Source organism: Microbacterium sp. che218 (assembly GCF_040436305.1).
Classification (GTDB): domain Bacteria; phylum Actinomycetota; class Actinomycetes; order Actinomycetales; family Microbacteriaceae; genus Microbacterium; species Microbacterium algihabitans.
Window position 1 is genome coordinate 2152710 of sequence record NZ_AP031501.1, and the last position, 13743, is coordinate 2166452.

Annotated in this window: 15 protein-coding genes; 11 read left to right on the forward strand and 4 right to left on the reverse strand. The window is 71.4% G+C overall.

Annotated features, from left to right (window positions below):
• Positions 1-13: 13 nt before the first annotated feature.
• Positions 14-1063, reverse strand: coding sequence for a LacI family DNA-binding transcriptional regulator (locus ABXS86_RS10130; protein WP_353664352.1), 1050 nt, complete (start codon positions 1061-1063; stop codon positions 14-16).
• 58 nt (positions 1064-1121) lie between these two features.
• On the opposite strand from ABXS86_RS10130, the gene ABXS86_RS10135 reads away from it, so the two are divergent.
• From ABXS86_RS10135 to ABXS86_RS10155, 5 genes are read left to right on the forward strand one after another with little or no spacing between them, the layout of a single operon-like run.
• Positions 1122-2363 (forward strand): MFS transporter, encoded by a 1242-nt coding sequence (locus tag ABXS86_RS10135; RefSeq protein WP_353664353.1) that lies wholly within the window; start codon positions 1122-1124, stop codon positions 2361-2363.
• Between the two features lie 9 nt (positions 2364-2372).
• A complete protein-coding gene (gene nucS, locus ABXS86_RS10140; protein WP_144783567.1) occupies positions 2373-3071 on the forward strand; it encodes an endonuclease NucS in 699 nt (232 codons plus the stop codon).
• 47 nt (positions 3072-3118) lie between these two features.
• The gene (locus tag ABXS86_RS10145; RefSeq protein WP_307207628.1) at positions 3119-3802 is read left to right on the forward strand and encodes an HAD hydrolase-like protein; all 684 of its coding nucleotides are present in this window, start codon (positions 3119-3121) and stop codon (positions 3800-3802) included.
• The gene (locus ABXS86_RS10150) at positions 3795-4982 is read left to right on the forward strand and encodes a hypothetical protein (RefSeq protein WP_353664354.1); all 1188 of its coding nucleotides are present in this window, start codon (positions 3795-3797) and stop codon (positions 4980-4982) included. The genes ABXS86_RS10145 and ABXS86_RS10150 overlap by 8 nt, the downstream gene beginning before the upstream one ends.
• A gap of 39 nt (positions 4983-5021) precedes the next feature.
• Entirely contained in the window at positions 5022-7085 is a 2064-nt protein-coding gene (locus ABXS86_RS10155) for a bifunctional lysylphosphatidylglycerol flippase/synthetase MprF (RefSeq protein ID WP_353664355.1), read from the forward strand.
• A 95-nt stretch (positions 7086-7180) separates the two neighbouring features.
• Here the strand turns inward: ABXS86_RS10155 and ABXS86_RS10160 are convergent, their stop codons facing one another.
• A complete protein-coding gene (locus ABXS86_RS10160; RefSeq protein ID WP_144830844.1) occupies positions 7181-7387 on the reverse strand; it encodes a cold-shock protein in 207 nt (68 codons plus the stop codon).
• Positions 7388-7720: 333 nt separating this feature from the next.
• Between ABXS86_RS10160 and ABXS86_RS10165 the strand changes: the two genes are divergently transcribed.
• From ABXS86_RS10165 to ABXS86_RS10180, 4 genes are read left to right on the forward strand one after another with little or no spacing between them, the layout of a single operon-like run.
• Complete coding sequence (locus tag ABXS86_RS10165; protein ID WP_307207620.1) at positions 7721-8326, forward strand: GntR family transcriptional regulator; 606 nt, start codon at positions 7721-7723, stop codon at positions 8324-8326.
• A 50-nt stretch (positions 8327-8376) separates the two neighbouring features.
• Positions 8377-8805 carry a hypothetical protein gene (locus ABXS86_RS10170; protein WP_353664356.1) on the forward strand — a complete coding sequence of 143 codons (429 nt, stop codon included), beginning with the start codon at positions 8377-8379 and terminating at the stop codon, positions 8803-8805.
• 4 nt (positions 8806-8809) lie between these two features.
• Entirely contained in the window at positions 8810-10126 is a 1317-nt protein-coding gene (locus ABXS86_RS10175) for a sensor histidine kinase (protein WP_353664357.1), read from the forward strand.
• Positions 10123-10794 (forward strand): response regulator transcription factor, encoded by a 672-nt coding sequence (locus tag ABXS86_RS10180; protein WP_353664358.1) that lies wholly within the window; start codon positions 10123-10125, stop codon positions 10792-10794. The genes ABXS86_RS10175 and ABXS86_RS10180 overlap by 4 nt, the downstream gene beginning before the upstream one ends.
• Positions 10795-11040: 246 nt before the next feature.
• On the opposite strand, the gene ABXS86_RS10185 is transcribed toward ABXS86_RS10180, so the two are convergent.
• Complete coding sequence (locus ABXS86_RS10185) at positions 11041-11307, reverse strand: GlsB/YeaQ/YmgE family stress response membrane protein (RefSeq protein ID WP_136586355.1); 267 nt, start codon at positions 11305-11307, stop codon at positions 11041-11043.
• Positions 11308-11599: 292 nt separating this feature from the next.
• On the opposite strand from ABXS86_RS10185, the gene ABXS86_RS10190 reads away from it, so the two are divergent.
• Positions 11600-12478, forward strand: coding sequence for an SMP-30/gluconolactonase/LRE family protein (locus tag ABXS86_RS10190; protein WP_353664359.1), 879 nt, complete (start codon positions 11600-11602; stop codon positions 12476-12478).
• Positions 12479-12509: 31 nt separating this feature from the next.
• Here the strand turns inward: ABXS86_RS10190 and ABXS86_RS10195 are convergent, their stop codons facing one another.
• Positions 12510-13019: a hypothetical protein gene (locus ABXS86_RS10195; protein WP_353664360.1), complete on the reverse strand. Its 510-nt coding sequence runs from the start codon at positions 13017-13019 to the stop codon at positions 12510-12512.
• Positions 13020-13201: 182 nt separating this feature from the next.
• Here ABXS86_RS10195 and ABXS86_RS10200 point away from each other — a divergent pair, with 182 nt between their 5' ends.
• Positions 13202-13711 carry a DUF6611 family protein gene (locus ABXS86_RS10200; protein ID WP_353664361.1) on the forward strand — a complete coding sequence of 170 codons (510 nt, stop codon included), beginning with the start codon at positions 13202-13204 and terminating at the stop codon, positions 13709-13711.
• The last annotated feature ends 32 nt before the right edge of the window (positions 13712-13743 follow it).

Sequence of the window (13743 nt, forward strand, 5' to 3'; positions counted from 1 at the left end):
GCGCCGCCGGCGATCATCTGGTAGACGGCGGGGCGGTCGTCGTGCCCTCGCGGAACGTGCACGACAGGGCGAGTCCCGAGGGCTCGGCGTCTTCGAGCATCGCTGCGACCGCTTCTCCGGCGGCCCGACCCTTCGCGGTCGCGGGCTGCACGAGGGTCGTGAGCACGTGGGGCGCGAGGCCGTCCACCACGACGCCGTCGAAGCCGGTGACGCTGACGTCGTGCGGCACCCGCAGCCCGGCCTCCTCGGCCGCCCGGATGACGCCGGCGGCAAGCAGGTCACTCTGCGCAATGACGGCGGTTGGTCGGCGGTCGGGGTCGGCGAAGATCGTGCGCCCCGCGATCGCGCCCTCGTCGATCGAGCTGGTCGCCGCGGCGAGAGCCGGGGCGTCGGGGAAGACCGCCCGCGCTCCCGCCAGACGGTCGGCGGTGACGTCGACGCGCACCTCGGCGTCGTCGGCGATCCACCCTCGTCGGCGGGCGGTGTCGGTGGGGAGGGTGACGATCACGACGTCGCGGTGGCCGAGCGCGGCGACGTGCAGCGCCGCTTCGCGCTGGGCCTCGGCGTTGTCGAGCAGAACCTGGGGGATCCCCTCGCCCGCGTCTCCCTCGACGACCACGACCGGGATGCCGCGGCCTCGGACGATCTCGAGCGAGTCGCGCATCCGCGGGCTGCAGCCGATGAGCACGGCGGCGTCGATGGGAGCAGTGTGCAGCGACGGCTCGCTCACCGTGACCCCATCGTCGCGCAGCAGCAGGAGGGCCGCTCCGAGGCGCGAGACCCCGTCGGCGAGCCCGTCCATCATGTGCGTGGTGACCGGGTCGAGGAACGCGGTGCCGAGGTGTTGATCGAAGACGACGCCGACGATCCCGGAGCGCCCGCGGCGCAGCGAGGCCGCTCGCGGGTCGGGGCCGGTGTATCCGAGCGACGCGGCGGCGGCGATCACGCGGGCCCTGGTCGCCTCCGAGGTCGGGGTCTTCCCGCTGAACACGACGGATGCCGTCGAGGCGGAGACTCCCGCCTCGCGGGCGACATCGCTGATCGTCGCGCGTCTGGTGCTCACGGCCCGATCGTAACGTGCCCGATCCCGCGGCGCCGAATCGATTCGATAGGGTTCTCCCATGCACTCGACGCTCACCCGGTCCCAGCTCGTCCGCTGGCACATCGCGATCTGCGCCATCTTCCTCGCGAGCGGGTTGAGCATCTCGACCTGGGCCTCGCGGGTGCCGGCCATCCGAGAATCCCTCGGCATCGAGAACTCCGGCGTCGGGCTGCTGCTGCTGGGGATGGGAGTGGCATCCATCATCGGCCTGTCGATCGCCCCGGCCGTCATGGCCCGCATCGGCGCCCGCAGCGGCATGCTCGTGGCCCTGCTCCTCGTCGGCGTCGGCCTGATGATCATCGGCTTCGGCGCCGACTCCCTCCAGCTCTTCGGCGTCGCCCTGGTGGGCCTGGCGTTGTTCGGCTTCGGCAACGGCGCCGTCGACGTGATGATGAACGTCGAGGGCGCAGCTCTCGAGAAGGCCACCGGCCGCACGATCATGCCGCTGCTGCACGCCTTCTTCAGCTTCGGCACCGTCATCGGCGCCGGTCTCGGCTTCGTCGCGGTGAGCCTCGGCATCCCCGTCATCGCGCACAGCGTGGCGATGGGCGTGGTGATCATCGTCGTCGCGTTCGTCGCGGTGGCCAATGTTCCGCGCGCCGAGGTCGCGATGGACGCCCCGGCCGACGAGGAGCGGGCGCACTGGCGCGAGCGCCTCGCGGTGGCTCTGCAGGCCTGGCGCGAGCCGCGTACCTACACGCTCGGCGTGATCATGCTCGGCATGGCCTTCGCCGAAGGCAGCGCGAACGATTGGCTGCCGTCCGCGGTGGTCTACGGCCACGGTGCTCCCGAAGAGGCCGGCCCGGCGGTCTTGGCGGTGTTCTCCGTGGCGATGACGGTCGGCCGCATCGCGGGCGGTCCCGTCGTCGACCGCCTCGGTCGCGTGCTCGTGCTGCGGGTCCTTGCCGGCACCGCCGCCGCGGGACTGCTGCTGTTCATCCTGGCGCCGTACGGACCCCTCGTCTTCGTCGGCGCCGCGCTGTGGGGCCTCGGCGCCTCGCTCGGCTTCCCGATCGGCATGTCGGCGGCCGCCGACGACCCCGCCAAGGCCGCATCGCGCGTGGCCGCGGCCGCCACGATCGGCTACGTCGCGTTCCTGTGCGGCCCCCCGATCCTCGGCTGGATCGGCGATCACATCGGCCTGCTCAACACGCTGCTGATCGTCGTCGGCCTGATCGTGGCATCCGGTCTCTTCTCCGGCGCCGCCAAGCCGCTCGTCGTCGCCGATAAGGCGGAGGCCGAGCCCGCGCGACGCGATTAGGCTCGTCGAGTGCGTCTCGTCATCGCCCGTTGCTCCGTCGACTACACCGGCCGCCTCAACGCGCATCTCCCCCTCGCCACCCGCCTGCTCGTCCACAAGAACGACGGCAGCCTGCTGGTGCACTCCGACGGCGGCTCGTACAAGCCGCTGAACTGGATGAGCCCGCCGTGCAGCCTCACCCTCGAGCAGCCCGACGAGGTCGACGTCGAAGACGGGGTGATCGAGCGCTGGCGCGTCCTGCACGCCAAGACCGGTGACGCCCTGCTGGTGCGCATCCACGAGATCATCCACGACACCGCCCACGAGCTGGGTGTCGATCCCGGGCTCATCAAAGACGGTGTCGAGGCCGACCTGCAGCGGCTCCTGGCCGAGCAGGTGTCGGTCGTGGGCGAGAACCTCACGCTCGTGCGTCGCGAGTATCCCACCGCTATCGGCCCCGTCGACCTGCTGCTGCGCAACGACGACGGCACGGGCACCGTCGCGATCGAGGTCAAGCGCCGCGGCGACATCGACGGCGTCGAGCAGCTCACCCGCTACCTCGAGCTGCTCAACCGCGACCCGCTCCTGGCTCCGGTGACCGGCGTGTTCGCGGCTCAGGAGATCAAGCCCCAAGCGCGCGTGCTCGCCACCGACCGCGGCATCCGGTGTCTCACCCTCGACTACGACGAGATGAAGGGCGTGCAGTCGGGCGCCCCGCGTCTGTTCTGACCGCGCCGCGTCGAGCCGGGCGGATGCCGCGCCGGTAGCGTGGACGCATGTCTGCACGCTCTCCCTTCTCCTGCGTCCTGTGGGACGTCGACGGCACGCTCGTCGACGCATCGGAGGGCATCCTCCGCCGATTGACCACCACGCTCGATCACTTCGGTCGCACGCCGCCGACGCGCGGCGAGCTGTCGAAGTGGATCGGTCCGCCCATGCGGGAGTCGTTCCAGGTCAACACCGGCATGACCCTCGCGCAGGCGGATGAGGCCGTGGTGTTCTACCGCGCGCTCAACAAGAGCGAGGGCTACACGGGCAGCGCCCAGCTGTATCCCGGCGTCGCCGAGCTCGTGCACGACGTGCATGCGGCGGGGGTTCCGCAGTCGACGGCGAGCTCGAAGCCCGAGGTGCAGGTGGTCGCCCTGATGGACCACTTCGGCCTCGCCCCCGACCTCGAGGCCATGGTGGGTGCGAGTCTCGACGAGCGCGCGTTGAGCGCCAAGTCCGACATCGTGCGCGAGGCGTTGCGCCGCCTCGAGGCCGCCGGAGCCGACATCTCGCGTCCCGTGCTCATCGGCGATCGGCATCACGACGTCGAGGGCGGGGCGGATGCCGGGGTGCCGGTCATCTTCGTGCGGTGGGGCTTCAGCTGGCCCCACGAGGCCGACGGTGCCCAGGCGGCCGTCGACGACGTCGACCAGCTGCGCGCCCTGCTCCTCATCGACGACGCCGGTGTCTGACATCGACGGGGCGGTGCCCGCGCTCGTCGCGCTGATCCTCGCGGCCGTGGCCGTGGCGATCGTCGTCTTCGTCGTGCGGACGATCCGTCGGTCGGCGAAGACCCGCGCGGCAGCCGATGCGGCGGTCGCCGAAGCCGCCGACGCCCTGCTGCGTCTCGACGACGCCGTCGTCGAACTCGACGTGGCCTTCGAGGCGGCGGATGCCGATGACGCCGGCGATGCGCCCACCAAACTGCGCCGCGCGCGTACGTCGGCGCACCGCGCCCGCGACCGCGGTTTCGTCGAGGTCTCCGATCTCGACGACGCGTCCCTGATCCCCGCGACGCGGCGCGATCTCGCCCGCCGTACCCGGGCCGGTCTCGAGGGACAGCTCGCCCGCACGTCCGACACGCGCGCGCGGCTCGCGGAGTGGGTCCGCGCACACCGTTCGACCGATCGGTTGGCTGCTGCGGTGCGCGAGCGTCGCCAGGCGGTCGTGGCGGCGGCCGGCGACCCCGAGCCGCTGCTGGATGCGCTGCGGCACCGCTTCGATCACTCCGACTGGGCCGAGGCCGAGGCGTCGGCCGCGGCGGCGTCGGCCGCGCTCTCCGAGGCGGACGACGCCCTCTCCGCAGCCGCGGATGACGAGGCGCTGCTGCGCGCGACACGGGAAATCCGCCGGGCGGCGCGCCACCTGCGGGCGGTCGAAGACGCCCATCGCATCGCCTTCCAGGCTGCCGAGAACGCCGAAGCCGAGCTGGCTGCGGCGCGCGCGGAACTCGACGACGCCGTGCAGATCGCCACGACCCGCGGCGGGCAGTGCGCGCCCGATGCCCTCGACCGCCTCCGTGCGGCGCGGGAAGACCTCGAGCGCGCGGCCGTCGAGGCGGGTGGCCGGCCGCGCGAGGCGATCGTCGCCGTCGCTCGCGCGCGCGAACTGCGCGACGAGATGATCGGCGACGCGGTCAGCCCGCGTCTGCGGATCGAGGCGGCGCGTGCTGCGCTGCCGGGCACCCTCGCGTGCGCGCGAGCCGCCCTGGCTCAGGCCGACACCCGCGACGAGGTGCGTCCGATCGCCGATCGCCTGCGGCTCGAACGTGCGCGCCGCGAGCTCGCCGCCTCGCGCGCGGCCACCGATGCGGGTCGGGCTCTGGCCGACGCTCGAGCCGCCTGGCACGCGGTTCCGCCCCCGCAGAACTGATCCCCGACCGCCGCGCACGAGTGCCCTATCGTGAGCGGCATGGGGAAGAACACGACGACGAGCCGTGCTCTGAGAGCAGCGAAGCGCATCCCGGTGACCCTGGGGTTCGCCACCGCTCTGCTGGTCATCGGCCTTCTCACCGGGAGCCTCTGGCAACCGTTCACGGCATCCGACCTCTTCCCCTCCGTCGCCTACGGACTGCCGGCGCTCGAGGCCGGGCGCTGGTGGACACCCGTCACGGGCACGTTCTTCGTCGGCTCGCCCTGGCTGTTCCTCGCCGGCTTCCCCGCCCTCGCCGGCATCGGCTCCCTCGAGTACCGCCGCGGCAGCCGCGTCGCCGCCGCGACCTTCGCCGTGGGGCAGCTCTTCGCCGTGCTCGCGGCGTCGCTGCTGCTGTGGGGCGCCTCTCTGCTGCCGTGGACGTGGGCGCAGCAGCAGGCGGAGGTGCTCTCCGTCGGCCCGTCGGCCGGACTCTTCGCGTGCATCGCCGCCGCCGTCGCCCTGCTGCCCTCGCCCTGGCGCCTGCGCGCGTGGACGGTGCTGCTCGCCTGCCTCGCGGTCGCTCTCTTCTACTACGGCTCGCTCCCCGACCTCGAGCGACTGCTCGCGGTGGGGCTCGTGCTCGCGGTGACGAGGTCGCTGCGCCCGCAGCGGGTGAACGTGCGCGAGCAGCGGCTTCTCGCCTTCGTCGTGCTGTGCGCGCTCGGCGCGATCGAGATCCTCGGCTACCTCGCCCCGATGACCGGCCCGTTCGGCTTCTCGGCCGCGACGTCGGGGTCGTGGATCGACGTGGCCGTCAATACCGTGATCGTGCTCGTCGTGGCCACCGCGCTGCGGCGCGGTCGTCGGTGGGCGTGGATCATCGTGATCGTCTACGTGGCGCTGAACGCCGTGCTGGTGCTGCTGCTGATCATGGTGCTGCTGCTGGCGGGGCTCCCGGGCGTCGAGGCCGACCTCGGCGCCGACGTCACGAGCGTGCTGGCCTCGTCGGCGCTGTGGATCGTGGCGGGGGCGTACTTCGTGCTCGTGCGGGGCGCGTTCCGCGCCCGGCCGCGGGCCCAGCTCGGCGCCTCTCCCGCGCCCACGGCGCAAGAGGTGAAGACGGCGCTGCACGCCGACGGGGGCGGCACCCTGTCGTGGATGACGACGTGGGAGGGCATGTCGTACGCCCGGTTCGGCAGCGGGATCGTCGCCTACCAACGCCGCTCCGGCGTCGCCCTGGCCCTGGCCGACCCGATCGGCCCCGAAGCGGAGCGCGCGCAGACCGTGCGGGCGTTCATCGAGGCCGCCGAGGCCGCGGGACTCGCCCCCTGCTTCTTCAGCGCCGGTGAGGCCACGCGCAGCGCCGTCCCCGACGGGTGGCGCAGCATCGTGGTCGCCGACGACACCGTGGTCGATCTCCCCGGCCTGCAGTTCACCGGCAAGGCGTGGTCGGCGGTGCGCACCTCGCTCAACCGTGCGCAGCGCGAGGGCATGACGTTCCGCTTGTCGCGCCTGTCCGACGAGAGCTGGGGCGTCCGGCAGCAGCTGAGCGCGATCTCCGACAGCTGGGTCGGCGAGAAGGGCCTGCCCGAGATGGGCTTCACGCTCGGAACCCTGCACGAGGCCGCCGATCCCGAGGTGCGCCTCGCCCTCGCGGTCTCACCGGCGGGCGACGTCGACGGGTTCCTCTCGTGGCTGCCGATCTACGGCGAGGGCGCGATCAGGGGCTGGACGCTCGATCTCATGCGTCGCCGCGAGGGCGGCTTCGGCCCCGTCATGGAGTACCTGATCGGCGCGTCGGCTCAGCAGTTCTCGAAAGAGGGCGCGGCCGTCATGTCGCTGTCCGGGGCCCCGCTCGCGCACGAGTACCCCGCGGATGCCGGCGTCATCGCCGACCTGCAGGAGCGCATGGCCGCGATGCTCGAGCCCGTCTACGGCTTCGCGTCACTGCACCGCTTCAAGCAGAAGTTCCACCCGCGCTACGAGACGATGTATCTGCTCTACCGCGACGAGGCCGATCTCACGCGCATCGGCGCCGCCCTCACGCGCGCGTTCCTGCCGCACGCGACGCTGCGACAGTTCGCGGCCGCCGGCGTCGACCTCGTGCGCCAGGAGCACTGACGAATCCCGGATGCCCTGGCATCCGGAACCGTGAGATGCCCCGACCGGCGCGAGGCGCACGGTCGGGGCGGATCCGGCCGAGGGCCGGACACGGATCAGAGGGGGCGGATGTTCTCCGCCTGCAGACCCTTGGGGCCCTGCGCGACCTCGAACTCGACGCGCTGGTTCTCTTCGAGCGAGCGGTAACCGCCCGACTGGATCGCGCTGTAGTGCGCGAAGACGTCCTGACCCCCGTCATCGGGAGCGATGAAGCCGAAGCCCTTCTCCGAGTTGAACCACTTGACCGTGCCCTGCGTGCTCATCGTGTTGCCGTTTTCCGCTTCAGCCGGCGCCGAGCGCGCCGGTCAGTGAGCCCAAAGTAACGGCCGGGCCGCATCGGCTCAAAGGTCCGTGACATAAACGTTGCGGGACGTCGTTCGGAGACCCTCGGCGAGGCCGAAACGGCCCTCAGCCCATACGACGCCCGGGCTGAGCAAAGCTCGAAGCCCGGGCGTCGACGGATCCCCCCGGATATGTCACGCGAGGCGTGACGGTGATGACAATACCGGCGCCGGAGCCCGTTCGCGACACGAAAACGAAGAATCAGCGAGTTATTGCTGTGTTCTGTGATAACCGAGGGTCGTAAAATTCGCCTGATGGACGATCGTCGGCGTGCTTCCGCCCTCGTCGACGAGGCCTACCGCGCCCTCGGCGAGGCGATCGTCGACGGTCGCCTTCAGCCGGGAGACCGTCTGCGCGACGTCGAACTGGCTGCATTGATGGGTATTTCCCGCACCCCCGTGCGCGAGGCCCTGCAGAAACTCGAGCGCATCGGCATGGTCGAGGTCGCCGCCAACCGCTACACCCGGGTGTCGGAGGTGAGCGACCGCGCGCGTGGAGATATGCGCGAGTACGCCGCGCACACGATCGCGGCCGTCATGCACATCGCCCTTCCCCGCTGCAGCGACGGGGAGGTGCAGAGCATCGTCTCGCACGTCGACGGGCTGCGCGACGCGGAGGACTCCCCCTCGTACGTCCTGGCCGCGCTCGCCCTGCACACCCACCTCGTAGCCGTTTCGCGCAACGTCGTCTTCCGCAAGCAGCTCGAGCAGACCGATCTGGTGCTCCGCCGCAATCTCGAGGGCTGGTACACCTCGTCCGAGACGCGGGCGGTGCTGTTCGAACACCTGCGCGATCAGATCGCACGCCGCGACACCAACGGTGCGGCGTGGACCTTCCTGTCTCTGCACGGATTCGCCTGAGCACGCAAGACGCCTCGAGCCCGCCGGAGCCTCGCGATAGCGTGACGCGCATGCCCCACATCGAGTTGCGCGACCTCGCCCCCGACACCACCGACGCGGCTTTCGAGGCCGTCCGCTCGAGCTCGTCGGCGTGGTCCCGCGCGCGATTCGACGACCGCGCGGCGTTCGACGCCTGGCTGGCCGACGACGCCGTCTCCGCACACGCCATCGTGCAGGACGACGGCGTGGTGGGCGTGGCCGCCGCCATGGACGTCGACGGCGACCGCGAGGTCCTGCTCGCCGTCAGCCCGGACGCCGACCCCGAGGCGCCGACCGAAGCGCTGCGCATGATCACGGTGCACGAGGCCGAGCGACCGCTCTACGCGTGCGTCGCGTCCGACGACGAACCGAGCCACGACGTGCTTGCACGGCTCGGTTTCGTCGAGCACGGGCGCGACGGGGCCGACGTGGTGTACGTCCTTCCGCCGACGTTAGAGTGACGCGGTGGGGACGACAGACGACCATCACGACCGGGGGGCGGTCGAGACCGCGGCCGACACCGCGGGGTTCACCAGCATCCTGAGTCGCCCTCGGGCAATGGTCGTCTTCGCCTTCATCGTCTTCGTCGTCACCACGCTGCAGTCGATCTCCGATCCGCTCGCGGGGGCGATGCAGGGTGACGTCGTGTGGGATTACCCGATCCCCCTCGGCGTCGTGACGGCTCTCGTCGTGCTCGGCTGCGCCGTGCAGAGCGGCTTCCTGCTCCTCGCGACCCGCCTCCCCCTGGTCGCGGTCGTCGGCACCACGGCCTGCTACCTCGCGCTCGTCGTCGGGCTCGAGGTTCCGCGCTGGCTCGGCGGGCTTCCCCCCGTCGTCGCTGTGGCGGTGTCCTTCCTCGCCGCGAGCCGGCGTCCGGCGGTCGCCACGGCCTGGAGCGCGGTCACGATCGGCGCGACGGTCGGCGTCCTCTCGCTGTGGTCGCTGTCGACGGGTGCTCCCCTCGGGGTGACCGGCAGCTTCGTACTCAGCACCGGACTCGCCTTCGCCGCCCCCGTGGTCGGCGCCGCCGCGCTCGGCGTCTGGTGGGCTCGTCGCATGCGCGGTCTGCATCGCGCCCGCGCCGCGGTCGCCGCCGCCGCGGCCCGCCACGAGACCGAGCTCGAGCACGCGAAGACCCTCGAGCGCGCGCGCATCGCGCAAGAACTGCACGACGTCGCCGGCCAGCACCTCGCGGGGCTGCTGTCGCTGGCCGATGCCGCCGTCGACATCGAGGCCCTCGACGCCGAGCAGGCGTCGGCCCTCATCGCCGAGATGCGCGCCGAGGGGCGCTTCGCCTCGGCCAGCCTGTACGCCGCCCTGCGCGACCTGCGCGCCGAGAACGACGCCCGCGCCGAGCCGACCCTCGACCTGCGCTCGCTCGACGAACTCGTGCAGTACTGGGCGTCGCGCGGCATGGATGTCACGCGCGAGGTCGACGGAGCGGTCGACGACCTGCCCGCGATGGTGTCGACGACCGCGTACCGAGTGGTGCAGGAGGCCCTCACGAACGCCTGCAAGCACGCGGCCGGCGCCGCCGTCACCGTCGAGGTCCGCGTCACCGACTCGTCGATCCGAGTGGTGGTGGCCAACGCCGAGGCCCCGGCTTCCGAGGCGGACGCGACGCCCGACGGGCTCGGATGGGGTGTCGCGGGAATGGCCGAGCGCGTCGACCTACTGCACGGCACCTTCGCCGCAGGCCCCGTCGCCTCCGGCGGCTGGGCGGTCGTCATGGAGGCCCCGCTGAGCGTGCACGCCACCCAGACCCCGGTGCCGACGCCGTGAGCGACACCGACATCCGCGTCCTGATCGTCGACGACAACCGCACCGTGCGCCGCGGCATCCGTCTGCGGCTCGAGAACGCCTCCGGCATCCGCGTGGCGGGAGAGGCCTCGAACGGTCGCGACGCCGCCGTCCTCGCGCGGGCGGAGCGGGCCGACGTCGTGCTCATGGATCTGCACATGCCGGGGATGAGCGGCATCGAAGCGACGCGCCTCATCACGAGCGAGGCGAACGAGACCTGCCGCGTGGTGCTCCTGACGAGCGAGGTGTCCGACGCGTTCGTCGTCGAGGCGCTGGAGGCGGGCGCGAGCGGCTATCTGCTCAAGGGGCACGACAGCGACCAGCTGCTGCCCGTCATCCGTGGCGCGGCCGCGGGGACCGCGACCATCTCACCCCGGGTGGCGCCTCGCCTCATCCGCGAACTGCGGGAGGGCAAGCCGCAACCGGCCGAGCCCGAGCAGGTGGCTCTGTTGACGGCCGCCGAACTGCGGGTCGTGTCGCTGCTGAGCAGCGGGCTCACCTCGAACGACGAGATCGCCCGGCATCTCACCGTGTCGGTGAACACGGTTCGCAGTCAGACGGCATCCGCGCTGCGAAAGCTCGATCTCGACGACCGCACGCAGTTGGCGCTCTGGGGGGCACGAAACGGCCTGATCCGGCGCGAGAAGTAGTCCGATCGGACGAAAACGCCCGCCTCGAGGCGGCGCGTCGGCCGTGATCCCGCGCACTCCCCCGACGCCCCGGGTCGCGACGCGTACGAGACTGCTCCCACGGCGGCCGGCTTGTTTCGCCGTCTCGTCCGTGCGGGGCTGGGATCGGGGGCGGCCCCGCACGGCCACCGCTTCGCGCAGGCGTCTCCGCCTGCACGCGAAAAGGCCCGGGGCACGGTCCACCGCCCCGGGCCTTTCGCGTGTCGGTCAGCGCGCGGTGCGGCGTCCCACGATGAGGCCGTAGATGAGCAGGACGATGATCGACCCACCGATCGCGAGGAGCCACGTCTGGATCGAGAAGAAGTCCTGCAGCGGGGCGTTGAAGAGCAGGCCACCCAGGAACCCGCCGAGCAGAGCGCCTACGACGCCGAGCAGAAGCGTGATGAGCCAGCCGCCGCCCTGCTTACCGGGGAGGATGAGCTTGGCGATTGCGCCGGCGATGAGGCCGAGGAGAAGAAATCCGAAGAATCCCATGATGTGTTCCTTTCGCGAGTGTGAACCGATGCCCGCTCAAGGCGAAGCTCTCGTAGTACTCAGCTTCCTCCCAGATACACCGTAAGCAGGGTGGGTTGCCTCTCGCCGGAATCCGTGATTCGTGCTCCACGCGTGCACGGCGCGGCCCGCGACGGGCATCTTCGTCGGGACGCGGGACCGGATGCCGACTCCCCCACCCCGCGCCCACGATCCTCCCCACTGCGGCTGCGGAATCCTGCCGGATACGATGCCCGTCCACGCTCCTCGCCACCGCAGAGAAGGGACCGACCCCATGACCCGTGCTGACCTGGTGCAGGACGACGGCCGCGTCGACAGACTGTGGACCGGCGCGACCTGGAGCGAGGGACCGCTGTGGATCCCGACCACCCGACGCCTGCGGTGGAGCGACATCCCGGGCGACCGCATCCTCGAGTGGGACTCCGCGAGCGAGACCACGATCGTCCACCGCGAGGGCGTCGAGTTCACCAACGGCCGCGTGCTCGACGCCGACGGCACGGTCGTGCAGTGCTCGCACGGCCGCCGCCGCCTCGAGCGCGAGAACCCCGACGGCTCCCTCGAAGAGATCGTCGCGCAGTGGGAGGGCAAGAGGCTCAACTCCCCCAACGACGTCGCGATCGCCCCCGACGGCTCGTACTGGTTCAGCGACCCCGACTACGGCATCCGTCAGGCGGACGAGGGCCACCTCGGCGAGCGCGAGTACGTCGGTCGCTACGTCTTCCGGTGGTCTGCGGCCGACGGCATCCGCCCCGTCATCACCGACATCGTGCAGCCGAATGGCCTGGCGTTCTCACCCGACGGATCGACCGTGTACGTCACCGACACCGCCATCGGCCTCGACGACGGGCCGGGGCACTGGATCCGCGCCTACGAGGTGGTCGACGCGGGAGCGGGGGCCGAGAACGGACGGCACTTCGCCACCATCGATGACGGCATGCCCGACGGCATCGCGGTCGACGAACGGGGCCGGGTCTGGTCGTCTGCGGGCGACGGAGTGCACGTCTTCGATCCGGATGCCGCGGAGCTGCTGTTCCTGCCTGTCCCCGAACCCGTCGCCAACCTCTGCTTCGGGGGCGACGACGGCACCGACCTCTTCATCACGGCGACGACGAGCCTGTATCGCGTGCGCACGACGACCCGAGCGGCCTTCTGAGGACAGGACATCCCGCCCGACGATCAGCTCGTCACAGGTGCTGACGCACCAGGGCACGGCGCAACCCGTCGGCGCGCACGTCGTCCCACAGGGCCGCCCCCGCTCCATCCGGAATGCCCGCCGCGGCGTCGCACAGGTGGGATCGGACGGTCGCGGCGTCGAGAGAAGTGGGGCACACGACCACGGCGAGCGCGATCAAGTGCCCTCGCCGGCGCTCCGCACTCTGCAACACCGCCTCGGCAGCCGCTTCGAGTCGGGGCCGTGCGTACTCCGCGTCGCGGGCGCACGCCACCGACACCGCGACCAGCACCCGGCGGTAGTCGGGACCCGAACCGAGCCGCTCGTCGAGAAGAGCGAGCCGCTCGTGCGCCGCGCGGCGCAGATGGCGCCCGCGATGAGTGGAACGCAGATCGATCCCGTACAGCAGGGTCGACGGCGCTGTCCCGATGCCCGCGTCGATCCCGTCCCACGCGAGACCGCCGCGGTCGCCTTCGACGCGCACCCCGGAGGTGAAACGGGCGATGAGGGTCAGTGCACTCATCCTCCTGTCCTACGCGAGCGCGGAGCGGAACGCTCGCGTCCTCACGGAATCCCTACGGTCGACCCCGGTTCACTGACGGTCTGCTGACGGCGAGACCCTGTGATCGACCGGGTCGGGCAGCCGCGCGTATGGCTCTCGCGAGGATGGACGCGCGCGAGATCCCGGCGGCAGACGATGGGCGCATGCGTTTCAACGATCGGGATTTCCCCCTGCGCGTGGGGGGACCGTGGGGCTCCTACGAGCGGCGGTTCAGCGGCCACGGGCTGGTCGCCGAGCACCTCCGCATCCTTCCTCCGGACGGCGATGATCGCTCGCGCCTCGCGTGGCACCTGTCGGGCATGTGGCCGTACGTCGGCTTCTTCCTCGGCATCGCCGCCGCCGTCGCCGCCCATCACGCCACATCCGTCGAGGCGAGCACGGCCATCGGCGCGATCGTGTGGCTCGCGCCCTGGGCGTGGACGACCTGGCGCGCCCGCCCCTACGCCCGCCGCGTGCGCGACCAGTGGCGCCTGCACGACGCCTCGACCTGGCTCATCGAGCCGTCGGCTCTGCGTGATTCCGCGCGCAGATTGGATGCCGCCAGCGCGGCCTCTTCTGCCACGCTGAAGCTCGTATGGTGCGAGGAATACGACGCGTCATTTGATGCGAGCGCGCGCGACACGAAAACATTACATGTTAACTATTTTCGGTAGGTCGCCCCCACCGATCGAACCGCGACGTCGAA

Bases quoted from the DNA above. Each gene is read 5' to 3' on its own strand.
- ABXS86_RS10200 (WP_353664361.1), top strand. From the start codon at position 13,202: ATGCGTTTCAACGATCGGGATTTCCCCCTGCGCGTGGGGGGACCGTGG.
- ABXS86_RS10195 (WP_353664360.1), bottom strand. From the start codon at position 13,019: ATGAGTGCACTGACCCTCATCGCCCGTTTCACCTCCGGGGTGCGCGTC.
- ABXS86_RS10185 (WP_136586355.1), bottom strand. From the start codon at position 11,307: ATGGGATTCTTCGGATTTCTTCTCCTCGGCCTCATCGCCGGCGCAATC.
- ABXS86_RS10170 (WP_353664356.1), top strand. From the start codon at position 8,377: ATGCCCCACATCGAGTTGCGCGACCTCGCCCCCGACACCACCGACGCG.
- ABXS86_RS10135 (WP_353664353.1), top strand. From the start codon at position 1,122: ATGCACTCGACGCTCACCCGGTCCCAGCTCGTCCGCTGGCACATCGCG.
- ABXS86_RS10190 (WP_353664359.1), top strand. From the start codon at position 11,600: ATGACCCGTGCTGACCTGGTGCAGGACGACGGCCGCGTCGACAGACTG.
- ABXS86_RS10165 (WP_307207620.1), top strand. From the start codon at position 7,721: ATGGACGATCGTCGGCGTGCTTCCGCCCTCGTCGACGAGGCCTACCGC.
- ABXS86_RS10160 (WP_144830844.1), bottom strand. From the start codon at position 7,387: ATGAGCACGCAGGGCACGGTCAAGTGGTTCAACTCGGAGAAGGGCTTC.
- ABXS86_RS10155 (WP_353664355.1), top strand. From the start codon at position 5,022: ATGGGGAAGAACACGACGACGAGCCGTGCTCTGAGAGCAGCGAAGCGC.
- ABXS86_RS10145 (WP_307207628.1), top strand. From the start codon at position 3,119: ATGTCTGCACGCTCTCCCTTCTCCTGCGTCCTGTGGGACGTCGACGGC.